This window comes from Alteromonas sp. V450, from assembly GCF_001885075.1.
In the GTDB taxonomy this organism is placed as follows: Bacteria; Pseudomonadota; Gammaproteobacteria; order Enterobacterales; family Alteromonadaceae; genus Alteromonas.
Genome location: NZ_MODU01000004.1, coordinates 4298607 through 4321723 on the forward strand (window position 1 = coordinate 4298607; position 23117 = coordinate 4321723).

A 23117-nucleotide genomic window follows, 5' to 3' on the forward strand; every position below is an offset into this window, starting at 1 on the left:
CATGATGCGCAATTTATACGCGCCTAAGCTTGGTTTAAGATTGGCTTAAGCGCTTAAGGGTGTAGATAAGGTCTAGTGCTTGACGAGGTGATAGCTCATCGGGTGATAAGTTTTCAAGGGCCTCTACTACCGGGTGTGGCTTATCAGGGAACAGCATTTCAGCTTGGCCTTTGGTATTTGATGGAGCTTTACCTGATGCGCTTGTTTTATTTGCACCTTTTGCTGAGGTCTTCGCTACAAAAGCCTCATCGTTGGCGTTCTCTGATCCATCTTCCGTGCTGGTCATAAGGTGTGATGATTCCAACACCGCAAGCTTCTGTTGCGCCGCTTTTATTACTGCTTTAGGTACGCCTGCAAGTTGGGCAACCTGTAAACCAAAGCTTTTGCTCGCCGCGCCTTCTGATACGGTATGCATGAAGCGTATAGTATCTTCAAACTCCATTGCATCTAAATGTACATTCACTACACCACTTTGGGTTTCTGGAAGTTCAGTTAGTTCAAAGTAATGCGTGGCAAAAAGCGTATAAGCATTCAGCTGTTTTGCTAAATAACTTGCGCATGCCCACGCTAGTGACAATCCGTCATAGGTACTGGTACCGCGGCCTATTTCATCCATTAATACCAACGAATTTTCTGTGGCATTGTTTAGAATGTTCGCCGTTTCTGTCATCTCAACCATAAAGGTAGAGCGACCAGAGGCTAAATCATCTGATGCACCGATACGGGTAAAGATGCGATCAAGTTTTCCTATGTGTGCATTTTCTGCAGGCACAAAACTGCCAATACAGGCCAATAATGCAATGAGCGCGGTTTGGCGCATATAGGTTGACTTACCGCCCATGTTCGGGCCAGTAATAATCAGCATACGGCGCTCTGTGTCTAACTGAAGCGGGTTAGCAATGAAGGGGTCTTTCATTACATTCTCAACCACAGGGTGGCGACCGGCATCATAGGTAAGCGCACATTCTTGACTCAAGTTAGGTCGATACCAATCAAGGGAGACTGCCCGTTCGGCAAAACAGCACAGCACGTCAAGCTTGGCAAGCGCAGCGGCGGTTTCAATTAAGTTATTTAAGTGTGGGCTAAAGCTGTCGAACAAGGCTTCATAAAGCTGCTTTTCAAGAGCAAGTGCAGCGCCTTGACTGCTCAACACTTTATCTTCGTGCTCTTTAAGTTCTGGTGTTATATACCGCTCAGTATTTTTAAGGGTTTGTCTTCGAATATATTCAGCGGGCGCCAATGCACTGTTTGCACGGCTAATTTCAATAAAGAAGCCGTGAACTTTGTTGTAGCCCACTTTTAGCGTAGAAATGCCCGTGCGCTCGCGCTCACGTTGTTCCATAGCGTCTAAGTAGTCGGTAGCACCTTGTGATAGCTTACGCAATTCATCAAGTTCGGCGTTGTAGCCCTCGGCAATTACGCCGCCATCGCGTATTACCACTGGTGGGTTATCGATAATGGCATCGTTTAACAGGGCTTGAAGCTCGGGGTAAGTGCCAATGGTTGCGCTAATACTTCTGATTTGGCCGGTATCGAACCGCGCTAGAGCATCTTGTAAGTCAGGCAGGGCATTAAACGCATTTTTTAGGCGAGCAAAGTCCCGCGGCCGCGCTGAACGAAGGGCCAATCGCGCCATAATACGTTCTATATCACCAATGTGTTTGAGCGCAGTGCGAATATCTTCAGGGTCGTCATTAATAAACGTTTCAACAGCATCTAGGCGGCTGTGAAGTTCATGTTGATCGGTTAAAGGCGAGTGAATAACGCGCTGCAGCATACGACTACCCATTGCCGTAGTGGTGGTATCCATCACGCTAAACAGCGTATTTTCCTGGCCGCCCGACAAATTATGGGTAAGTTCTAGGTTCCTGCGGGTGGCGGCATCAAGCTGCACGCGGCTGTCTTGCTGTTCGGTCTGAATGCGTCGAATGTGAGGCAGAGCAGTGCGCTGGGTATCCTTTACATATTGTAAAACGCAGCCCGCTGCGCCTAGGCCTTTTGTAACGCCTTTTATTCCAAACCCATCTAATGTTTTGGTTTCAAACTGCGCGTTTAATTGCTCGGCGGCGGTATCAATGTCGAATTCCCATTCAGGACGGCGTCTAAGCCCTTTGCGGTTTTCAACCAATGCTAAGCTTTCAAATCCTTCGGGATAGAGTAGTTCGGCTGGGTTAATGCGCTGAATTTCAGCAAGTAAGCTTTCATCGCTGTCGCATTCAAATACAACAAAACGACCGCTGGTAACATCTAGGGTTGCCAGGCCATAGTGCATACTGTGACCACAAACGGCGGCTAGAATATTATCGCGACGTTCTTCTAACAGCGCTTCGTCGGTGACTGTACCGGGCGTAACAATACGTTGTACCGCGCGCTCAACAGGGCCTTTACTGGTGGCTGGGTCGCCAACTTGCTCGCAAATGGCTACTGACTCACCCATTTTCACTAAGCGCGACAGATAACTTTCTACCGCATGATAAGGCACACCCGCCATAGGAATAGGTTCACCACCCGATTTTCCTCTGGCTGTTAATGAAATATCCAGTAATTCAGCAGCTTTTTTGGCATCGTCGTAAAACAACTCATAAAAGTCGCCCATGCGATAAAACAGTAAAATATTCGGATGCTGCGCCTTAATAGTCAGGTATTGGCGCATCATAGGAGTATGTGATTCCAAAAAATGCCTCTGCGAATTTGTTGCTGGGTTTAATGCCTGTTGGGGACAATAAATGATAAACTCACGCCCACTAAGATCAAGCGAAGATCTGATAAAGCACAACAGGTGTAATTAGGTATATCCAAATGAGCACAACATTTTCAACTGATTTGACAGCAAACGCCACCCCTTTAATGCTTGATAGCGCATTATCTGCGCAAGTTCAGGTGTTAGGCGACGCACTAAGGGAAAAAGGTTGGACTGTATCAAGCGCTGAGTCGTGTACAGGCGGTGGAGTCGCTTTTGCCTTTACCAGCGTGGCTGGCAGTTCTGATTGGTTTAACCAATCCTGGGTAACGTACTCTAATGACGCAAAGAAAAACATACTAGGCGTAACAGAACAGACGTTAAAAGAGTACGGCGCGGTGTCGAAGCAAACGGTAATTGAAATGGCAGACGGCGTGCGCCGCAATAGCGGAGCGCAACTTGTTGTAACGGTTAGCGGCATTGCCGGCCCTGGCGGTGGCAGCGAAGAAAAACCGGTGGGCACTGTGTGGTTTGGCTTTTTGTGTGGGGAGCACGAAGTGCAAATCAAACAGGTTTTCAGCGGCAATCGCGACGAGGTTCGTCAACACGCTATTAGCTTTGCTATTACTCAGTTAATTAAAATGTTGAGTGAAAATTAAAAACACGGGTTGAAACTGTATGCTTGTACAGTATAGAATGTGATCATTATTTGGTAATTTCATACAAGATATGGAAAACACCAATGCAGAATTTAACCGCAAATCCTAGAGGATACATACGTGGACGATAACAAATCAAAAGCTTTAACCGCCGCAGTTGGCCAAATTGAAAAGCAATTTGGTAAAGGTGCAATCATGCGCTTAGGCGATAACCAAGCCATGGATATTGAAGCGATTTCTACTGGCTCACTTACCATTGATATCGCTCTAGGTATAGGCGGTTTGCCATGTGGACGTGTTGTTGAAATCTACGGGCCAGAATCATCAGGTAAAACCACGCTAACACTTCAAGTTATTGCTGAAGCGCAGCGCAAGGGTAAAACCTGTGCTTTCGTTGATGCGGAACACGCCCTAGACCCTGTATACGCTGAGAAACTAGGCGTAAACATTGACGAACTATTGGTATCTCAGCCGGATACTGGTGAGCAAGCGCTAGAAATTTGTGACATGCTTGTACGCTCGGGTGCGGTAGATGTTGTTATTGTTGACTCGGTAGCGGCGCTTACACCTAAAGCTGAAATTGAAGGTGACATGGGGGATTCTCACGTAGGTCTTCAGGCGCGTCTAATGTCGCAAGCGTTGCGTAAGCTAACTGCAAACATCAAGCGTTCAAATACACTGTGTATCTTCATTAACCAAATTCGTATGAAGATTGGTGTTATGTTTGGTAACCCAGAAACTACAACCGGTGGTAACGCGCTTAAGTTCTACTCTTCTGTTCGTCTAGATATTCGCCGTATTGGTGCAGTAAAAGAAGGCGACGAGGTAGTTGGTAACGAAACTCGCGTTAAGGTAGTGAAAAATAAAGTTGCACCTCCGTTTAAGCAAGCTGAATTTATGATCCGCTACGGCGAAGGTATTAGCAAAGAAGCTGAGCTTATCGACCTTGGTGTTAAGCAAAAGCTAGTTGATAAAGCGGGTGCTTGGTATAGCTACAAGGGCGACCGCATTGGTCAAGGTAAAGCGAACGTGATGAAGTTCTTGAAAGAGAACCCTGAGATCGCAAACGAGATTGAAGCCAAGATCCGCCAAGAACTTTTGCTTTCTAAAACAATGAAAGCAGAGGAAGCGATACCTCAGCAAGAAGACGATGTGCTTCCTGAGTAAAATTAGCGCTTAACCGCATATTAAGAACCCACCGCTAGGTGGGTTTTTTTATGGCTTAGTTAAAAGGTATATTGAGAAATATTTACTAACACTTAATGTGAGGCTGAAACTTGTACAACAAATAAAAACAAGGAATGCTGTAATATATAACGGTAAATTGATACTACTGACATAAGAAGGCATTAGCCTTTTTGTTGTGAACACGCTTCATAAAGCGTATTACGCTGTTGCCACCTTCAGACTGCTGTCGAAGGTAGCACGCTACAGAACAACTGAGGCATGTTAAAAAAGACGCTTGTCTAAAACAATAATGAACGGTTTTAACTGTTTTAAAAAAATAAGAGGGAAGGGAAATGATTGAGATATCAGGCCTTGCTAAGCGCTTTGAGGTAGAAAACCCGAAAAAGCTTAGCGAACAGGAAAAGAAAGACCCACGATTAAAAGGTCGCTATTTCCAATCGGTAAGGGACGTGTCGTTTACTTGCGAAAAAGGTCAAGTACTTGGGCTACTAGGTCCAAATGGGGCGGGTAAAACAACAACGCTGCGCATGCTCTCTACAGCACTTAAGCCCGACAGCGGTAAAGTGATGATTAGTGGTGAAGATGTGCTTTCTAACCCCAATATTGCGCGTAAGAAGATAGGCTTTCTTTCAAGTTCAACAGGGCTATACGGCCGTTTAAGCGGGCGAGAGAATATAAGCTACTTTGGCGAATTACATGGTATTCCTCATGACGTGATAAACGCGCGTATTGAAGAGATGGCTGACTTACTAGATATGCAAAGTTTTCTTGATAGACGGGCCGAGAACTTCTCTTCAGGCATGAAGCAAAAGGTATCAATTGCACGGGCGGTAATTCACGAACCTGAATTGGTTGTGCTTGATGAACCTACAACAGGCTTAGACATAATGGCAACAAGTACGGTAATGGAATTCATCCAGCGACTAAAAGACAAGGGCACGCCGGTAATATTTTCAACCCATCACTTAGATGAAGTGCAAACCCTCTGCGATAAGGTGACGGTTATTAACCAAGGCGAAACAGTATTCAATGATTCGCTTGCTGCTTTTAGCGCACTCTCAGGCGGACAAATGCATAAGAGCTTCCTAAAAACACTTTCAATGGATTCTGAGGAGACAGGTAATGTGGTTAATCTTTAAAAAGGAATTCAAAGAGCTATTACGCGATAAGAAAACCATTATATTTATGATTGGTTTACCGCTTTTATTATTCCCTGCTATTTTCGGTGTTGCGTTCTTTTTCATGAGTTCCGCTGCAGACAAAGCTGAAAATAAGATACTGAAATACGCGATTGTTGGCGAAGCGTATGCGCCTGCAATTGTACAGTCTTTCAACGATGCTTCTGATAAGTTCGAATCGGTTGCTATTGGTGATGAAAGTGACTATGCAAAACTTATTAAAAATGAAACGCTAGACTTTGTTTTAGTTATTCCCGAGACTTTTGACAGTAATGTTCTGCGCTCTGGGCAGCATAAAATTGAACTTTATCTAAACGATGCTGGGCTAAACAAAGTAATGGGGCGTGTTTCAGAGATCATTGACGAATATACAGATGCTTTTCAGCAGACGGCGTTTACACAGCTAAACCTTGATGAAACACAGCAAGAAGCTCTGCTAAAACCGATTAAAATAGAAAAGCAAAATGTTGCAGACGACCGCGAAGTATGGGGTGAACGTTTAGGCGGTATGCTGCCGTATTTTATCTTCATATTGTGTCTTCAAGGTGCCATGGCCCCTGCGGCTGATTTAGGTGCGGGCGAAAAAGAACGCGGAACACTTGAAACATTGCTGATATCACCAATGGACCGTCATAAACTGGTACTGGGTAAATTCTTTACTATCGCAACTGCGGGCATTATTACCGCGCTTATTACGGTTTCCTCTATGGCTATATGGGGGCTGGTATTGTCACAAGGAATGGCTGTCGAGTTTGTCGTTAAGATCATGTCAATGATTGGTCTTGTCGACTTCTTACTGATTTTCTTAATGTTGGTACCAGTGGTGGCAGTATTCGCCGCTATTCTACTATCACTTTCAATTTATGCTCGCTCATTTAAAGAAGCGCAAAGCTATATGGGCTCACTGATTATGGTTGTTATCTTTCCTGTCATTATCGCTATGATGCCAGGGGTAGAACTCAAAGGTGGCTGGGTATGGGTTCCGCTTACTAATGTAGCGCTTGCAATGAAAGAGCTGTTCAAAGGTACGATGGATTACTTCGCGCTTTTCGGGATCTTTACATCAACAGCGGTGATTGCAGCCGGCCTTATTTATTTCTGCATATACTGGTTCAACAAAGAAAAAGTACTGTTCAGATAATACAAGGTAGATATGATTTAGTACCTAAAAAACAGCCCGCTTTAGCGGGCTGTTTTCATTGGTAAAGACATATAAAGTGCGTATCACCGCCAATGGTAACTATGCTCATAGCGGGATAGGTTAATAGTGTTCTACACATCGAAGTCTATTCGTTTGATGATCCCCTCCCAGCCTGGCGGGATTTTACCTTGTAGGACATAAGAGTATGCAAGCAGTTCTGCAATGACATAGTAGAGTGATTCAGGAATATCTTGTCCAACATCTAACGCACCCAATACTTCACTGAGGTATGGGTCTTCGTGGATCAAAATGCCAGTTTCTTCAGCCATGGCGATGATTGCTTCAGCTAAATCTCCATACCCTTTAGATACCACTTTAGGAGTGTTTTTTTTGTCGCCACCATCGTATTTAAGTCCGATGGCACGCTTAATCTTTTGCGAATCAGTCATATACGGTCTTTTACACCCTTGTTTCAAAAATCTGATGAGGACGCACCTTCAATGAGTCAGGGATATTTCCGCGCTGATAGCTCGTATTTTCAACAACAAGCCCGAGTGACGTAAGCCTTTTCTGTAAATAGGGCAGTGTGTCGCCAATGCGCTTTAATACGACGTCATTAGAAGCATACAAGTCGATTGAAAGGGTGTTTTTATCGATTTTTGATTTTGCTAACACTTGCCCACTATCACCTATGTCAAGCTTCATAGTGACATTCCATAACGTTTTACTGCTCGATTCCACGTGCTTGTTTTCTTTCTTGTTTTGCTCTCGCTTTATCAATAACTCCACGGGGTTTTGAGGTTGGGATAGCGAAGGGAAAATGTAATAGAAGCTGTCTTGCCCTTGTATACGACTCTCTACATTTGCCACCTTATTTTGCTGATGATTACTCAGTAGTATTTTTAGCTGAGCCAGTAACTGTTGCCTTTGATCTAGCTGAGTTAGTTCTTGAATCGCTCTACTTGGTTGTGCGGGAATCCCCATATTGACCAATGTTTTTGAAACCAGTGATTCGGGTAAGTCTATTTGTGATTTTAAACTTGGTTGTCGATGCATTGCTCGGCCCGCAAGCGCTAATTGTACTAATGCAACTAAGCCTTGAACAAAATTAGAGGGGGAAACGGGAGACGTTAAGTTAAGAGGCGTTGTTACAAGCGCCTGTGATAAGACAAGTTGCTTCACCCGTTGCGCTAAACCTTGTTCATTCATATCACGCGCTATGGTGTTGAGATCTACTTTCTGTTCATTAGCATGATTTTGAATAGGTTTGTTATTGCCCAATATTATGTTTGGCTCAACGATAGGTTGAGCAGCAGTATTGGGTTTGCTTTGGCTGAGTGAGGACTGCGGAACGAGGTTGCTAAATGCACTGCTGAGCAATTCTTTCGACGATAGCTGAGTTCGGGCGCCAAGCGTTTTTGTAATAAATTCAATAGCAGGTTTCATTGGGTTGCTCTTAACTAAGCCTGCTTCTGTAGTTGCTAAATCACTATGATTCGACGTTACCGGTGGTGTAACAACATGTTTATTGAGTGAACCGATGTGTTCGGGGGCTGGTTTTGGTGGCCCTACAAACAACTCTTTTAAGATGGAGGGTTTAGATGGCTTTGCTGTTAATGCGTCTAACCCTTTCAACTGATTTTCAATTTTTGATGCAATCTGTGTGGCTGGTTCAGTCGATATTACGTTCTTAGGTGATGCTTCTTTGTTTTCTACAATGGCAATGAGTCGGGCCAAGGCATCATTGGTACTCCCTGTCTGACTGAGTAAAACGCGAGAAAGTGTACTAATGGCTTTGTGCACGTCTGAGCCCTTTAACGACGTCGCTGCATCTCCTTGTATATTTTCGCTATTAAAAAATGCTTTGTTAGGGCTTTTTACTACATCGCTTTCTACTACTTTGGCTGTTACGGTAGGGAGCGTTTCAAGGTTTATCTTTTTTGTCTGTTCAATGGTTAACGTGGGGATCGCAAGCGAGGCCGATTGACTTGTTGGCGACAATGCAGCGCCACTTTTGCCTTCTGAAATATGTATTTGCAGGAGGGCATTGTGAGACGCGGTTCGCGCAGATAAGTTGTTACCTGACAGCGTTAACAGGGAAAGTGCTTTCAAAGTATTCGGTTTAGCACCAACATTGTTAACGAAAGTATTTAATTTTTCTTGGTTGCTGTTGGGGTGTTCTATTGCAACGCCACCTTGTTTTAACCCAATTTCAATGAGCTTTTGCTGTAAGTTTGTACTTACTTTTAGCTGCGTGAACGACGTTGCATTGCTTGAAGCACTCCCTTTGACGCTAATTTTACTAGACTCGGGATCAAGATGAGCGTGTAACTGAGACGACGCTTGTGTAATACGAAGGGAAACATTGCCACTTCCAGCAGGGCTCAAGCTTAGTGATACCGATTTACCGACCAGCTTTTTTAGCGCACGTGTGCCGGTGCTGTTTACCGCTTCGGTATTAATATCGCTAAGCAACACCTTTTCGTTTTTCGGGGTGGTAAGAATAAGTTTCCCAAAGGTCTCGCTGGTGGTTGATATCGATAGCTGACCTTTGAGGGTGACAGCAGAGTGATTCTCTTTAAGTGTTTGTGTTAGCGCTTTTACTAATTCAACTTTATCGTTTTCTGAAATTAGCGCATTTTGAACAGAGGTTGATGTGGATAGCAAAACAGCCGATTGGGTTTGGCGATTATCACTCACTTCGGATGCCGCACTCGTTAGTTTTGATTCGGGTATACGCAATTCGGATGGGCGTTGAGAAGGCAAAAACGCAAGTTGTGCGTTGCTTGTCGTTAATTTATTAAGTGTTGCGTTTACCGCCTCAGGAAGTGCGGTGTTTAATGTTTGTAATACCGAGGAGGGGGCCGCGGAAGTTGCCATGCTTATCGCTAAAACCCGTTCAGGTAAACGCTCAATTATTACTTTCGCGGCATTATTCAAAGTTACAGCCTGAGACAAGGCGTTGTTTACAGAGCTCGGGGTGGCGCTAGTTGCCCCTTCTTGAGAAATAAAGGTAGCTCCTGAGTTTGCTTGTGAAGAGGTGAGTGGAAGCGCAGAGTGATTTGACTGACTCAGTGCGTTTGCCAATAAAGAAGATAAAGATGTGGTCATAATACAGGTATCGGCACCGCCGCACTTTTCTATACCTTAACGAGTATAGCAAAAATGTGGGGCTGATACTGAAAGGGGAACTCTATACAAGTTTGCCGTTTACCACATGGCTCAATAACCCGCTTGCTATTGCAGGTCAGGGCAAGAATATCATTAGATATACAGCGCAAACTCTCCGGTCTGAAACACCTAAAACACAAGGCCTTTTAAATAAAAGCGCTTCCGTTTCAAAACATCCTTTGTTATTGAAGTAAATCATATTTAATTGGAATTCCCGACTGCGAAAAAGCGTTCATGTGGTAGACTAGCGGCATTTTGTTGAATCACTATTTAAGGTTGGAGAAGCTAGCTAGTGTTAGAGGCGTGCGGATTAACGTGCAGCAAACGAGATAGAACCCTTTTTGAAGGGCTTTCGCTGGTTGTTAATGCCAGTGAGTTGTTGTATCTACGTGGCCCTAATGGCGCAGGAAAAACCAGCCTGTTGCGCATCTTAACCGGATTAAGTGCGCCTGATTCTGGTGCAGTATTGTACAACGGAATAGATATCTCAGAAGACAAATCAGGCTACTACCGAGATCTTTTTTATCTTGGTCATAAGAGCGGGACTAACGGCAGCCTTTCTGCCTTAGACAATTTATCGTTCTGGCTATCACAGCATAAAGTATCGGTACCCGATAATACGCTTTTTGACGTATTAGAAAAAGTTGGATTAGTTGGACTTGAAGATGTGCCTGTTAGGTATTTATCGGCAGGTCAACAGCGTCGTGTGGCATTATCAAGACTATGGCTTAAGCCCGCAAAGGTGTGGATATTGGACGAACCGTTTACCGCGCTTGATGTAAAAGGGGTTCACTTACTTGAAACAAGTATGAAAGAGCATGTCAGTCGCGGTGGTCTTATTGTTACCACTTCGCATCAACCACTGTCGGAAATCGCTGGCAAACATCGCGTATTTGACCTGGAGTACCGCTTTTAATGACACTCTATCATGGTATTTTTAAACGCGACATGCACATCGCGTTCAAGCAAAAAGCGGAATTGGTGCAGCCACTGATGTTTTTACTAATGGTGGTGACTTTATTTCCTTTGGGTGTAAGCCCTTCTCCTGACACGCTTCAGCGCATTGGTCCGGGGGTAATTTGGATTGCGGCAATTTTGTCATCGCTTATGGCGATGGAAAGGCTGTTTCGCGATGACTTCCAAGACGGGTCGCTAGAGCAGTACATGCTTTCTGGTATGCCATTACCAGCGGTGAGTGCGGTAAAAGTGGCTGCCCATTGGCTGGTTAGCTTTGTACCATTATTGCTGTTGTCTCCGCTACTAGCCATGTTTTTGAATTTAACGGTCGATATGTATATCGCGCTCGTTTTAACGTTGTTGCTGGGCACACCATTACTGTCTCTAGTTGGTGCCATCGCCGTGGGGCTTACCGTTGGATTACAAAAAGGTGGGGTGCTGTTGGCATTACTACTTATCCCTGTCTTTATACCGTTACTGATATTTGCCACGTCGGCTGTGGATTCTGCCGCACTGCAATTACCTTATCATGCGCAACTTGCTATTATTGCCGCCATGCTTTTATTGGCTGCGGCATTGGCACCGTTTGCCATCGCATATTCTTTAAAAGTGAGTCAAAACTAATGTGGAAGTGGTTACATCCCTACGCAAAAACAGAGCGAGCCTATCAGCTTTGTTTAACTTTACAGCCTTGGTTTTGGGTTGGCGCTCTAACGTGTTTAAGCATAGGCACCGTGTGGGGGCTGGCCTTTGCGCCTCAAGATTATCAGCAGGGCGATTCATTTAGAATTATCTATATCCATGTACCTAGCGCCATTTTGTCTATGGGCACTTATGTCGCAATGGCGATTGCAGCCTTGGTGGGCATGGTTTGGCAGTGGCGCACTGCTTACATGAGCATGATTGCGATGGCACCAATTGGTGCGGTAATGACCTTTATTGCCCTGTTTACCGGTGCCGCCTGGGGCAAGCCAATGTGGGGCGCTTGGTGGGTATGGGATGCTCGCCTGACCTCAGAGCTTATTCTGCTTTTTTTGTACATGGGGGTGATTGCCCTGTACGGTGCGTTTGAAGATAAGCAACAGGCGGGCAAAGCCGCAGGTGTAATGGCACTTGTAGGTGTAGTAAATATCCCCATTATTCACTATTCGGTAGAGTGGTGGAACACGTTGCATCAGGGGGCGACCATCAGTAAATTCGACAATCCTTCGATTGCCCCTGAAATGCTGTGGCCGCTGCTGATTAACTTATTAGGCTTCGCGTTTTTTATCGGCGCGGTAACTACGGTGCGTTTACGTAATGAAATCGTGCTTAGAGAGTTGCACAGACCTTGGGTACAAGCCTTGGCAGCAGAGAAAGTGTCGAAACAAGCCAGCAGCGTACCTAACGCCAATTTAAAAGAGGGCAATTAAGATGCAGTTTGAATCCTTTGCCGATTTTTTAAATATGGGCGGCTATGCGTTTTATGTATGGCTTTCGTTTGGCGTTACGTTTTTGGCAATGGGCATTATCGCTATTCAGAGTTTTAGCAAACACCGCGACCTTTTAAAGCAGGTAGTAGTGGAAAAAGAACGCAAAGCGCGTATTAAAAAAGCGCGTCAGCAACAGCAAGAAAACACCTAGTGTTTATGTGAAAAGTGAACTTAGCATTCATTTGCTTTTTTATCGTTTATTAGTTTTTTCGAAGTGAGAGTTGCATGAACCCGAGACGAAAGCAGCGACTAGCCGTAGTGGGAATTATCGGTTTTTTAATAGTAAGTGCAATTGGACTGATGCTTTACGCCCTAAACGACAGTATTGACCTTTTCTACACGCCGAGCGAGATCATTGAAGGTAAAAATGGACAGAAACCGCAGGTTGGCCAGCGTCTTCGTATAGGCGGTATGGTAGTGCCGGGTAGTGTGAAAAGGGATCAAGAAAGCTTAGCAGTGAGCTTCGACTTAATCGATACTGGTCCAACGGTGACGGTGACTTATACCGGGATCCTGCCTGATTTGTTCCGCGAAGGTCAGGGCATTGTGGCAACAGGAGTACTCACTGGTGCAAGCAATATTAAAGCGCAGGAAGTACTAGCGAAGCACGATGAAGAATACATGCCGCCTGAGCTTGCTGAAAAAATGAAGGGCATTAAGCACGTTAAACCTGACAATATGCCTTCCTACGAGTCGACTACCGGCAGCGGAGGCAAGTAAATAATGGTGCCAGAGATTGGAAATATTGCACTCACGCTTGCGCTAGTGCTCTCTATATTATTGGCTGTTTATCCGCTATGGGGGGCTCACCGTCAGCACGAAGCGTTAATGGCAACGGCCAAACCACTGGCAATTGGCTTATTTACCTTCACGCTTATTGCCTATGTGTGCTTAACCTACGCCTTTGTTACCGATGACTTTAGTGTGGCCTATGTGGCACAGCACTCAAATAGTCGACTTCCCATTTATTATAAAATTACCGCTGTGTGGGGCGGCCACGAAGGCTCATTTCTGCTATGGGTGTTGATGCTTTCCATATGGACAGTAGCAGTGGCGATATTCAGCAAAGGTATTCCTCTTGCTATGGTTGCACGGGTGCTGTCGGTATTGGGAATGGTGGGCATCGGTTTTTACTTATTCATGCTGCTTACCTCGAACCCGTTTAACAGCATGCTGCCATTTTTCCCGGTAGATGGACGAGACCTTAATCCGCTGCTGCAAGATTTTGGCATGATCATTCACCCGCCTATGCTTTATATGGGCTATGTTGGCTTTTCTGTCGCGTTTGCCTTTGCAATTTCAGCATTAATTTCAGGTCAGCTAGACTCAACGTGGGCACGCTGGTCAAGGCCTTGGGTTATCTCTGCCTGGGCGTTTCTCACCGTGGGCATTGCGCTAGGCAGCTGGTGGGCGTATTACGAACTTGGCTGGGGTGGCTGGTGGTTCTGGGATCCAGTAGAGAACGCCTCTTTCATGCCTTGGTTGGTCGGTACTGCGCTAATGCACTCGTTAGCCGTAACCGAAAAGCGAAAGGCGTTTAAGTCGTGGACCGTACTGCTTGCTATTGCCGCATTTAGTTTGAGTTTACTTGGCACCTTCTTAGTACGTTCAGGGGTGATTGTTTCGGTACACTCGTTTGCAAGCGATCCTACCCGAGGCTTATTTATACTGGGAATATTGATTGTACTTAGTGGCTTTGGTTTACTGCTCTATGCTATGCGTGCTGCTTCACTTAAAAGCCCAGGCCGCTATCAAGCGTTTTCCCGTGAAGTGTTGTTAATGGGTAATAACGTCTTCTTGTGCGCAGCAACACTGGTTGTATTGTTGGGTACCCTATTGCCACTTGTACACAAAGAGTTAGGCCTAGGCAGTATTTCGGTAGGTGCTCCGTTCTTCAATCAAATGTTCACCTTATTGATTGTGCCCTTTGTATTAATGCTAGGTCTTGGGCCGCTTACGCGCTGGAAACAGCAAAAAGCCAGTGAATTACAAAAACAGCTATTAATCGCTGGCGGTATTGCGTTAAGTGCAGGTGTGTTAGTTAACTTTGCCTATGATGAGCCAACCTATATGGGTGTGTTGGGCATGGTGTTGGTGTTTTGGATCTTAGTCACTACGGTGCAAGAGGTGATGCAGCGTCTATCGGCAATGCCATCAAGTAGCAGTGACAATGCATCGGTGCTAGCTAAACTTCGCAAGCTTACGCCAAGTCATTGGGGCATGGTACTGGGCCATGTGGGTTTTGCTATCTGCATTATCGGTATTACCCTTGTTTCAAACTACGAAATGGAGCGCGATGTGCGCATGGACATTGGCGATAACGTTTCTCTTGGCGGTTATGACTTTAGCTTTAGAGATGTCGTCAAAGTTCAAGGTCCGAACTTTGAGGCGGACAAAGGCGTATTCGACGTTTATCAAGACGGTGAATTGATCGCGCATTTAGAGCCAGAAAAGCGTTTGTATATCGTACAGCGTATGCCGATGACTGAAGCCGCTATTCACTCAAATCTCGCAAGGGATTTGTTTATCGCTATGGGCGAGCCATTAGACAATGGCGCATGGGCCATCCGAATTTATATTAAGCCATTTGTCATCTGGCTATGGGCGGGTGCAGTGGTTATGGCTATAGGCGGTATCTTTTCTATTAGCGACAAACGTTACCGTATGGCTAAGGTAAAAAAGATAAAACGTGTATTTGGTGGGAAAAGTGAGAACGACGCTGAGCAATCTCATGGTCAAGTATCCACTTCATCAAATACGTCAGTAAAAGGAGGCGCATAATGAAAAAAGCACCACTCGTTGCTATTCCATTGGTGTTGTTCTCTTTGCTGGTTATTTTCCTGTTTAAAGGGCTTTTTTCTGACCCCAGAGAGCTAGATTCTCAGGTTCAGGATAAGACGTTACCTGCGTTCTCTCTGCCAGACCTGATGAAGCCAGAGGTGACCTATACGCCTGAAGATTTAAAGGGCAAGGTAACCATATTAAATGTATGGGGTGTATGGTGCGTGACCTGCGCTGTTGAGATGCCGTACCTCACTCAGCTAAAGAACGAGCAAAACGTTCACATTGTGGGTTTGTATTTTGATCAGGACTTAGACCCAGACTTTGGTACAAAAACACTGAGCCGTGTTCAGCAAGAAGTGACCGACATGCTCAGCCGTTACGGTAACCCTTACGCGTATAATATTTTTGATGTCTATCGCGATACGTCGCTCGACCTTGGCGTAACAGGCGCGCCAGAACACTTTGTTATCGACGCTGAAGGCATTATTCGTATGCACCACATAGGCGATATTAACGAGCGTGTTTGGAACTCCAAAGTTGGTCCGTTATATAACAAGCTGGTGGCAGAAGCATCTGGCAAAATAGGCAATGACAAAAAGGTAGATGTGGATGCAGTTATGGGCTTAGAGCCTACATTGTCGAACACGCTTAATGAAAAGAATAATCAGAGCACCGCACGTGTACAAGGAGGGGAATAATTATGTTATCGAACACTTCCTCCCACGGTCTCGGGTCCTTTAAAGCCATTGCGCTAAGCGTTTTTATGCTGCTGTTTGTGTTTAGTGTTTTTTCGATAAGTGCGGCTGAAGATAAGTTTACTTTCGATACGCCGGCTCAGCGTGAAAGCTTTTTAAAGCTTACCGCCGAATTACGTTGCCCTATGTGTCAAAACCAGAATATTGCTGATAGCGACGCCATGATTGCCCATGACATGCGCCGAAAAGTGTACGCGTTACTAAAGCAAGGCAAAACAGAGCAAGAAGTGATTGAATTTATGAAGTCACGCTATGGCGACTTTGTACATTACCAACCGCCGGTTACGGCTGCGACCTTGTGGCTTTGGGCCGGTCCAGTCTTGTTTATTTTCATTGCCCTAATTGTGGTGATTAGCCGCAAATCGGTAACACCACCAGAAGATATGGCCGCTAAGTTAGCTAAAGCAGATGAAATGTTGGAGCGAGAGAAAGAATGAGTTGGTCTGAGTTTTATATCATTGTTTCAGGCTTAATTACGCTTGTTCTATTAATTGTCGCTTTCCCATGGCTGCGCAATAAAAACCACGCAAAACAAGATAGTTTAAGCAATACGCAAATTGTAAGGCAGCGCCTTGCTGAACTTGACCGTGAAGTACAAGAAGGTTTAATTAGCGAGCACGATAAGCGCCAAGCCGTTGATGAACTAAAACTAGCGCTGGTAGATGAAAGCGCGTTTGAATCGCACAAAACGGGTAATGCAAAACTTCCACTGGCGATAGGTGCCGTGCTTGCGATAGCCTGCGGTGTGATTGTATATACACAGGTAAATCAAATGGACCGTGTTGCTCAAGCCAGTCAAGCCATTGAAGCGCTGCCCGAATTGAGTCAACAGCTTGCCAGCGGTAATGCGAATAACCTGACTCAACAAGACATTGCTAGCCTTGCTCTTGCTATACGCCAGCGTTTGAGAGAAGAGCCCGAAGACGACACAGGATGGATGTATTTTGGCAGATTGATGCTGAGTATTGGCCAAGAAGTGCAGGCCATTGAAGCGATTGATAAAGCGGTAAGTTTGGCGCCGTCTAACTCTGCTAATCGCATTACGCTTGCTCAGGCCTTGATGACCACAGGGGATGTCAACAACTTAGAACGAGCGCAATCTATCTTATTAGGCTTGCTAAACGACAATCCAGCGAATGATAATCTTGCGCTGATGATGGCGGTGGTCTCTGCTCAACTTGGCGACCTTGAAAATACCCAGCGTTTTTATAAGCAAGTTGAAGGTAAGTTACCAGCGGATAGCGATATGGCACAGCGTTTAGTGGCGCGTATAAAAGAGCTACAAGGGAATACCAGTGAAATGGTAGCGCTACAAAATACTGGTGCTGAAATTACTGATACATCAACAGCGCAAAATGCCATTAGCGAAGCGAAAACCGGCTTTAAAATTACGGTGAATTTGTCTGACGACGCTAACACAAAAGCGCCTAAAGATGGTTTTCTGATAGTATTCGCTCAAGATGCAAAGTCTGACAACAAAATGCCGGCTGCTGTGGTTAAACTGCCGATAGATGACTTCCCCGTTTCCGTTACTCTAACCACAGAAAACGCAATGATGCCGCAGTTTACGCTGGCTTCACTTTCTGATGTAGTAGTTACTGCAAGACTTTCTGAAGATGGAAACGTTGCAGTATCTAGTGGGGAATGGCAGGGAAGCGTGAATGCACGTGTTACCGCCAATACACTCTCTTCGTTAAGCGTTATTATTGATAAGGAACTGTAAATTATGGATTTCTCTAAATCACTCGCACTAGGGTTGATTTTGGCTACGAGTTTTCTGGGTGGCTGTGCGAGTAATGACGCTCACACTCAAGCGCAAGCAGAACTTCAGGGAGCAGAGGCTAATGCAACTGTAGATACATCTGACCCGCGAGATCCGTTTGAATCAGTTAACCGCAACGTCTGGGATTTTAACTGGGATGTGCTAGACGCTTACATCTTACGACCAATAACGGTGACCTACGTGACGGTAATGCCTCAACCAGCGCGAACAGGGTTGGTAAACATCACCGATAACTTGCAAGAACCGGCCAACTTTTTGAACAACATTTTTCAAGGCAAAATTGATGACGGTCTTGATAGTCTGGCCCGCTTTTTTATCAATACAACCGTAGGGCTCGTGGGCACGTTCGATGTGGCAACTAAAATAGGCATTGAACGCAAGCGAGAACAGTTCGGTGAAACACTTGCTGTATGGGGTCTAGATACTGGGCCATTTTTAATGTTGCCATTTTTAGGCCCAAGTGATCCTCGCAGTTTTACCGGTGATTATGTTGATGGTTTTGCATTTCCAATGTCGCTACTTGAAGGTTCGGTAAACTTCGCGCGTATCGGTATTTCTATCCTTGAGACTAGAGCACAATTGCTTGACCAAGAAGCGCAGTTGGAACAGTCAGTGGATGACTATGCCTTTGTCAAAAATGCCTATTTTGAGAACTTGGAATTTCGGGTTACGGATGGTAAAAGCGGCGACAAAGCCATTGATGATGAACAGTTAGACGACTTTGCTGATTTTGAAGCAATGTTGGAAGGCAGTGATTTCGATAGCTACGAAGAACCATCTGAAGCGTTAGATGAAAAAGCAGTTGATGGCTCATCTGATTTAGATAATGCGCCTGTAAAAAAGACGGATAAATCTAAGTTAAAAGAAAAAAGCGGACCATCTAAAGATGACAATAAATAATTCGAAAGATGACAGCGAGTGAGTGTTTACTACTCCTTTAAAAACAAAGATCTAGGCCTGCCAAAGCTTGCTCTTGTTTTTTAAACGTCTTATAGAAAAAGCCATGCTTAAAAAGCATGGCTTTTTTGTTAACGGGCTGCAAACCAGTCATTCGACAAAATTTAGTCGAATAACTAGTCTTTCGGGTAGCCCATCGGGTTTTGCGACTGCCAGTTCCAGGTGTCGGCACACATGTCTTCTAAGCCTTTCTCTGCATGCCAATTGAGCTCTGTGGCAGCTTTAGTCGGGTCAGCGTAACACGCGGCTACGTCACCGCTTCTACGCGGTGCAATTCTGTAAGGGATAGTTTTCCCCGCGCCTTTTTCAAACGCCTTGATCATTTCAATGACCGAGTAGCCCTGACCGGTACCCAAATTGTACTTATCCAAGCCCATGTTGAGGCTAAGGCGATCGAGAGCTTTTAAATGACCGTTAGCAAGATCGACAACATGAATGTAGTCGCGAACGCCAGTGCCATCAACGGTATCGTAGTCGTCGCCGAATACGCTAAGCTGCTCTAGTTTACCGGTCGCTACCTGAGATATGTAGGGCATTAGGTTGTTTGGAATGCCGTTAGGATCTTCGCCAATTTGACCAGACTCATGCGCACCTACAGGGTTGAAGTAACGAAGTAATACAATGTTCCACTCGTTGTCTGAAACGTAAAGATCGCTCAGCATGTGCTCAACCATAAGCTTCGACATACCGTAAGGATTAGTCGGTTGACCTGTAGCCATATCTTCGCGTAGTGGAAGCGATGCAGGATCGCCGTAAACCGTTGCAGAAGAGCTAAACACAATATTTTTTACACCATGCTTTTGCATAGCTTTACATAGTGTCAGCGTGCCGTACACGTTGTTTTCATAGTAGGAGAGGGGCTTTTGCACTGACTCGCCAACAGCTTTCAAGCCCGCAAAATGTATAACAGCAAAAATGTTATGCTCGCTGAATATGTCATCTAACACAGCGGTATCGCGAATGTCACCTTGAACAAAAGTAACTGATTTACCTGTTAATGCTTCAACGCGACGAAGTGACTCAGCACTTGCGTTCGCCAAGTTATCAAGTACAACAACACCATAATTTTGTTCAAGTAACTGTAAAACTGTGTGACTACCTATATAGCCTGCACCACCAGTAACTAAGATGGTCTTCATGCATTCTCCTTGCTGGACGGTTGCGCAATGTATTTAGCGCAGATGGAATATTGAATAGGTTTAATAACCAATGGATAAATTAAAAATACTACAAAAGCCCACAGTAATGAGGTCCAATTAGATGCGGTTTGAAGAATAAGTGCGAATACGGGGACAATGACCAGTAGCTTTAGCACATTAAGTAAAGTCTTTTCCGGAACCGATAACCGCTTTGCGGCCTGATCGAGCAGCTTTACGCGCTCTGTTAATGGAAGACCCTTTAAGGCTGGAATGTCTCTGGTAGAAAAATAAAACTTCATAGATTTATGCAAAGCCCTTAATAAAAAACCGCCGGAACATTACGTTACGGCGGTTATTGTAGGGTAATTGGTCAGCACTTAAAACATGCTAACAACAAATTAGGCTTTTTCTTCTAGGCCTGCTTTTTCCCAAAAACGAGATTTAAAGCTCATTAGGCCAATTACAATAGCAATTGCAATACTAAATAGGGCTATTTGCAAATACAGGTCTGGCATCTGCTCTAAGTTTTCAGGGTCAAAGTTACCCGATAGTAAGCCAGCGATAAGGTTTCCAATAGAGTACGTTAGTACGAATACGCCCATCATTTGCCCTGCGTAACGCTTAGGCGAAAGCTTACTGACTGCACTTAACGCAACAGGGCTTAGACACAGCTCACCAACGGTATGTAAGAAGTAAGTTGTAACTAGCCACATTGGCGCAACTTTAAGGCCTTGTGCAGCGTATTGCGACGCCATAAACATTACTAAGAAGCCCGACGCCATAATAACGATACCAATAGCACACTTAATCGTGTACGACGGGTCTATCATACGCTTAGCAAGGTTTATCCAAAGGGCAGCGAAGAAAGGTGACAGGATGATTATAAACAGCGAGTTTGAAAGCTGGAACCATACGGTTGGAATGGCATCCATTCCAAACCAAGATGTAATTAGTGAACCGCTTTCAAGTGCGCGGTCAGTGTAGTTCTGTGCAAAAAGATTCAGTGAAGAACCCGCTTGTTCGAAACCAGACCAGAAGCATGCTGATGCAACACAAACTAGGAACAAGGCCCACATGCGTTTCTTTTCGTTATCGCTTAATTGGCCCGCAAAGTAAATTAAGCCAAAGTAAATGAAGAAGGTAATGGTAAAAATAATAGTAACTTGCTGAGCGAATGCCACAGGCTCGATAACGATAGTGCCCATGTGTGCAAGCACAATAACCACCACAGCAAGCGCAACTACTGCCCACACGCCCATCCATGCGCGTTGTTTAGCTGCGCCTTGATATGGGTTGGCTGGTGCCACTGAATCAGCCGATAGTGAACGGTTGCTGAAGTAATATTGAACGAGACCAAGCGCCATACCAACGGCTGCGGCACCGAACGCGTAATGCCAGCCCCAGTTTTCCTGCAAATAGCCAGTTACAAGGTATGCGATAAGTGAACCGATGTTGATGCCCATATAGTAAAGGGCATAGCCACTGTCACGACGGCCGTCGTCGTCACCATATTGTTGGCCAACCATGGCTGAAATATTAGGTTTAAGCAGACCGGTACCTGTGGCAACAAGTATGAGGCCTACGAAGAACAAGTTCTGCAAATCAATGGCTAATACAACGTGACCTGCGAAGATGATAATACCGCCGTACCATACCGCACTCTTACCACCAATTAAGCGGTCGGCCAGCCATCCACCTGGTAGGCCTAGAAAATATACCGCACCTGTGTATAGGCCGTAGATAGCGCCAGCGGTTGCGACAGTAAAGCCTAACCCTTGAGTTTGTAAGCTTGCCGTCATGAATAGAACAAGTAGCGCGCGCATTCCGTAATAACTCATGCGCTCCCACATTTCTGTAAAGAATAGCGTTCTCAGGCCCCCTGGATGACCAAAAAAGCTAGTATCGTTAGATGGTTTCATAATTATATTTTATTTCCACATTGCTTATGGTTGTTATTGTAGAGCACTTATAGGATAGGCTCTTTGATAGTAGTCCGAAAAGCGGATAGCTTCTTATACTAGAGCTAGCCGCAAGACACAAGATTTGGGTAACAAACTATGGCGTTCGCTTGTCAATCGGCCAACATTTAATCAATGGGGCCGACTGACACAGGTTGATATGACGATTGGGCTATTACAGTTCTCTAATGGTCGCGACAATAATTCGCACAATGCCATATATCAGCAGCAACGCTACTGCGAATAATACTAAGTTGTAAACAACGGTGGGGTATGCATTGTCGTCTGGAAGCGTTGAAGACTCAACCGTCACTAAATGTTGAAGTTTTTGATAGGCTTCAACACGGGCGTTTTCTAACGTGATAAGTGATGAAGAGTACGCTTGAATAGCTAGCTGAAGCTGAACTTGCAGGTTACTATATTGTGCCATGAGCTCACTAACAGATAGCTCTGCTCCACCATTTTCGGTAGTGCTGATACGCTCTTTTTGTTTCTCTACTTCTTTTTGAAGCGCTGATATTTCGCGTTTAATATTCACGATTTCAGGGGCGACATTGGACATCATGGTCGACATCGTACTTAGCTCTGCCTTTTTCTGCGCAAGTGTGGCCTCCAACGAAAAAGCAATTTGCTGAAAAGCAACGCCTTCAGCGGTCGGATCTAATACGTTGTATCTTGACTGAAAACTTAGCAGTTCACTTTTTGCTTGCTGAAGTTTTTGTTCTACGATTTCATGCTCACCCTTTGCAAAGGTTAGTTTCGACTTAGCAAGGTTATTATTGATATTATTAATAAAATCTTCTGCTTTCTCGACAATCGTTTTATTAATTAACTGAGCAAATTCAGAGTCGAAAGCACGGGTACGCAATGTGATAACAGACGACGCTGAGTCAACATTTACGTCAACGTGTTCAAGGTAATAAGCATAGAGTTCTTCCTGTTTGAAAGACGATGACAAACGACTAAACATATCTGCACTTTCAGATTTATAATGCTCGCTTAGCTGAATAGTTTCATCTAGGTAGTTAATCATGTCAGCAGACTTTATATACGCCTCAACGAGCTTGCTGTCTGAGCCATTACTGCCGCCGGGAACGCCTGCTGCCATTAGTAATGAAGACGGGTCAAAGCTACTGCCTCCCTCACTCGATTTAACAATTAACTGGCTTTGACTTTCAAACTGAGGTGAAGCTAAAGCAATCAGGTATAACGCATAAATTACCCACGGAAGAACAAGAAAAACTGTTTTATTCTTTTTTAGAAGGGCATTTAGCTGTGTGAGCGATTTTTCCACT

At 44.9% G+C, this 23117-nt stretch carries 21 protein-coding genes; 14 read left to right on the top strand and 7 right to left on the bottom strand.

Annotated elements, in window-relative coordinates:
- Window positions 1–34 precede the first annotated feature (34 nt).
- Window positions 35–2656: a DNA mismatch repair protein MutS gene (gene mutS, locus BK026_RS18975; protein ID WP_083575132.1), complete on the bottom strand. Its 2622-nt coding sequence runs from the start codon at window positions 2654–2656 to the stop codon at window positions 35–37.
- A gap of 143 nt (window positions 2657–2799) precedes the next feature.
- Here mutS and BK026_RS18980 point away from each other — a divergent pair, with 143 nt between their 5' ends.
- From BK026_RS18980 to BK026_RS18995, 4 genes are all read left to right on the top strand, one after another.
- On the top strand, window positions 2800–3339 hold the full coding sequence (locus BK026_RS18980) for a CinA family protein (protein ID WP_083575133.1): 540 nt from the start codon (window positions 2800–2802) through the stop codon (window positions 3337–3339).
- Between the two features lie 120 nt (window positions 3340–3459).
- Window positions 3460–4506 carry a recombinase RecA gene (gene recA / locus BK026_RS18985; RefSeq protein ID WP_071817334.1) on the top strand — a complete coding sequence of 349 codons (1047 nt, stop codon included), beginning with the start codon at window positions 3460–3462 and terminating at the stop codon, window positions 4504–4506.
- 353 nt (window positions 4507–4859) lie between these two features.
- Window positions 4860–5666, top strand: a complete 807-nt coding sequence (locus BK026_RS18990) for an ATP-binding cassette domain-containing protein (RefSeq protein WP_071817335.1) — start codon at window positions 4860–4862, stop codon at window positions 5664–5666.
- A complete protein-coding gene (locus BK026_RS18995) occupies window positions 5650–6846 on the top strand; it encodes an ABC transporter permease (RefSeq protein ID WP_071817336.1) in 1197 nt (398 codons plus the stop codon). The genes BK026_RS18990 and BK026_RS18995 overlap by 17 nt, the downstream gene beginning before the upstream one ends.
- Before the next feature lie 131 nt (window positions 6847–6977).
- Here BK026_RS18995 and BK026_RS19000 read toward each other — a convergent pair whose 3' ends face one another.
- Together BK026_RS19000 and BK026_RS19005 are read right to left on the bottom strand one after the other, a co-directional pair.
- Window positions 6978–7295: an EscU/YscU/HrcU family type III secretion system export apparatus switch protein gene (locus BK026_RS19000; RefSeq protein WP_071817337.1), complete on the bottom strand. Its 318-nt coding sequence runs from the start codon at window positions 7293–7295 to the stop codon at window positions 6978–6980.
- Window positions 7296–7305: 10 nt separating this feature from the next.
- A complete protein-coding gene (locus BK026_RS19005; protein WP_083575134.1) occupies window positions 7306–9957 on the bottom strand; it encodes a flagellar hook-length control protein FliK in 2652 nt (883 codons plus the stop codon).
- Window positions 9958–10309: 352 nt separating this feature from the next.
- Here BK026_RS19005 and ccmA point away from each other — a divergent pair, with 352 nt between their 5' ends.
- The 10 genes from ccmA (at window position 10310) to BK026_RS19055 (ending at window position 18668) form a co-directional block, all read left to right on the top strand.
- Window positions 10310–10933, top strand: a complete 624-nt coding sequence (ccmA, locus tag BK026_RS19010) for a cytochrome c biogenesis heme-transporting ATPase CcmA (protein ID WP_071817338.1) — start codon at window positions 10310–10312, stop codon at window positions 10931–10933.
- Complete coding sequence (gene ccmB / locus BK026_RS19015; protein WP_071817339.1) at window positions 10933–11598, top strand: heme exporter protein CcmB; 666 nt, start codon at window positions 10933–10935, stop codon at window positions 11596–11598. The genes ccmA and ccmB overlap by 1 nt, the downstream gene beginning before the upstream one ends.
- A complete protein-coding gene (locus BK026_RS19020) occupies window positions 11598–12386 on the top strand; it encodes a heme ABC transporter permease (RefSeq protein ID WP_071817340.1) in 789 nt (262 codons plus the stop codon). The genes ccmB and BK026_RS19020 overlap by 1 nt, the downstream gene beginning before the upstream one ends.
- Window position 12387: 1 nt before the next feature.
- Window positions 12388–12597 carry a heme exporter protein CcmD gene (ccmD, locus tag BK026_RS19025; protein WP_071817341.1) on the top strand — a complete coding sequence of 70 codons (210 nt, stop codon included), beginning with the start codon at window positions 12388–12390 and terminating at the stop codon, window positions 12595–12597.
- Window positions 12598–12671: 74 nt separating this feature from the next.
- On the top strand, window positions 12672–13166 hold the full coding sequence (gene ccmE / locus BK026_RS19030) for a cytochrome c maturation protein CcmE (protein ID WP_071817342.1): 495 nt from the start codon (window positions 12672–12674) through the stop codon (window positions 13164–13166).
- A 3-nt stretch (window positions 13167–13169) separates the two neighbouring features.
- Window positions 13170–15227: a heme lyase CcmF/NrfE family subunit gene (locus BK026_RS19035; protein WP_071817343.1), complete on the top strand. Its 2058-nt coding sequence runs from the start codon at window positions 13170–13172 to the stop codon at window positions 15225–15227.
- On the top strand, window positions 15227–15928 hold the full coding sequence (locus BK026_RS19040) for a redoxin family protein (protein ID WP_071817344.1): 702 nt from the start codon (window positions 15227–15229) through the stop codon (window positions 15926–15928). Before BK026_RS19035 ends, BK026_RS19040 begins: the two co-directional genes overlap by 1 nt.
- 2 nt (window positions 15929–15930) lie before the next feature.
- Window positions 15931–16422 (top strand): cytochrome c-type biogenesis protein, encoded by a 492-nt coding sequence (locus BK026_RS19045; protein WP_071817345.1) that lies wholly within the window; start codon window positions 15931–15933, stop codon window positions 16420–16422.
- The gene (gene ccmI, locus BK026_RS19050; RefSeq protein WP_071817346.1) at window positions 16419–17708 is read left to right on the top strand and encodes a c-type cytochrome biogenesis protein CcmI; all 1290 of its coding nucleotides are present in this window, start codon (window positions 16419–16421) and stop codon (window positions 17706–17708) included. Before BK026_RS19045 ends, ccmI begins: the two co-directional genes overlap by 4 nt.
- A gap of 3 nt (window positions 17709–17711) precedes the next feature.
- The gene (locus tag BK026_RS19055; RefSeq protein ID WP_071817347.1) at window positions 17712–18668 is read left to right on the top strand and encodes a VacJ family lipoprotein; all 957 of its coding nucleotides are present in this window, start codon (window positions 17712–17714) and stop codon (window positions 18666–18668) included.
- A 173-nt stretch (window positions 18669–18841) separates the two neighbouring features.
- On the opposite strand, the gene galE is transcribed toward BK026_RS19055, so the two are convergent.
- From galE to BK026_RS19075, 4 genes are all read right to left on the bottom strand, one after another.
- A complete protein-coding gene (galE, locus tag BK026_RS19060; protein WP_071817348.1) occupies window positions 18842–19864 on the bottom strand; it encodes a UDP-glucose 4-epimerase GalE in 1023 nt (340 codons plus the stop codon).
- Window positions 19861–20163, bottom strand: coding sequence for a DUF6170 family protein (locus BK026_RS19065; protein WP_071817349.1), 303 nt, complete (start codon window positions 20161–20163; stop codon window positions 19861–19863). Before BK026_RS19065 ends, galE begins: the two co-directional genes overlap by 4 nt.
- 99 nt (window positions 20164–20262) lie before the next feature.
- Window positions 20263–21783, bottom strand: coding sequence for a peptide MFS transporter (locus tag BK026_RS19070; protein WP_071817350.1), 1521 nt, complete (start codon window positions 21781–21783; stop codon window positions 20263–20265).
- 214 nt (window positions 21784–21997) lie between these two features.
- Complete coding sequence (locus BK026_RS19075) at window positions 21998–23116, bottom strand: capsule biosynthesis protein (RefSeq protein ID WP_071817351.1); 1119 nt, start codon at window positions 23114–23116, stop codon at window positions 21998–22000.
- Between the last annotated feature and the right edge of the window lies 1 nt (window position 23117).

Bases quoted from the DNA above. Each gene is read 5' to 3' on its own strand.
- mutS (WP_083575132.1), bottom strand. From the start codon at position 2,656: ATGATGCGCCAATACCTGACTATTAAGGCGCAGCATCCGAATATTTTA.
- BK026_RS18980 (WP_083575133.1), top strand. From the start codon at position 2,800: ATGAGCACAACATTTTCAACTGATTTGACAGCAAACGCCACCCCTTTA.
- BK026_RS18990 (WP_071817335.1), top strand. From the start codon at position 4,860: ATGATTGAGATATCAGGCCTTGCTAAGCGCTTTGAGGTAGAAAACCCG.
- BK026_RS18995 (WP_071817336.1), top strand. From the start codon at position 5,650: ATGTGGTTAATCTTTAAAAAGGAATTCAAAGAGCTATTACGCGATAAG.
- BK026_RS19000 (WP_071817337.1), bottom strand. From the start codon at position 7,295: ATGACTGATTCGCAAAAGATTAAGCGTGCCATCGGACTTAAATACGAT.
- BK026_RS19005 (WP_083575134.1), bottom strand. From the start codon at position 9,957: ATGACCACATCTTTATCTTCTTTATTGGCAAACGCACTGAGTCAGTCA.
- ccmB (WP_071817339.1), top strand. From the start codon at position 10,933: ATGACACTCTATCATGGTATTTTTAAACGCGACATGCACATCGCGTTC.
- BK026_RS19020 (WP_071817340.1), top strand. From the start codon at position 11,598: ATGTGGAAGTGGTTACATCCCTACGCAAAAACAGAGCGAGCCTATCAG.
- ccmD (WP_071817341.1), top strand. From the start codon at position 12,388: ATGCAGTTTGAATCCTTTGCCGATTTTTTAAATATGGGCGGCTATGCG.
- ccmE (WP_071817342.1), top strand. From the start codon at position 12,672: ATGAACCCGAGACGAAAGCAGCGACTAGCCGTAGTGGGAATTATCGGT.
- BK026_RS19035 (WP_071817343.1), top strand. From the start codon at position 13,170: ATGGTGCCAGAGATTGGAAATATTGCACTCACGCTTGCGCTAGTGCTC.
- BK026_RS19040 (WP_071817344.1), top strand. From the start codon at position 15,227: ATGAAAAAAGCACCACTCGTTGCTATTCCATTGGTGTTGTTCTCTTTG.
- BK026_RS19045 (WP_071817345.1), top strand. From the start codon at position 15,931: ATGTTATCGAACACTTCCTCCCACGGTCTCGGGTCCTTTAAAGCCATT.
- ccmI (WP_071817346.1), top strand. From the start codon at position 16,419: ATGAGTTGGTCTGAGTTTTATATCATTGTTTCAGGCTTAATTACGCTT.
- BK026_RS19055 (WP_071817347.1), top strand. From the start codon at position 17,712: ATGGATTTCTCTAAATCACTCGCACTAGGGTTGATTTTGGCTACGAGT.
- galE (WP_071817348.1), bottom strand. From the start codon at position 19,864: ATGAAGACCATCTTAGTTACTGGTGGTGCAGGCTATATAGGTAGTCAC.
- BK026_RS19065 (WP_071817349.1), bottom strand. From the start codon at position 20,163: ATGAAGTTTTATTTTTCTACCAGAGACATTCCAGCCTTAAAGGGTCTT.
- BK026_RS19070 (WP_071817350.1), bottom strand. From the start codon at position 21,783: ATGAAACCATCTAACGATACTAGCTTTTTTGGTCATCCAGGGGGCCTG.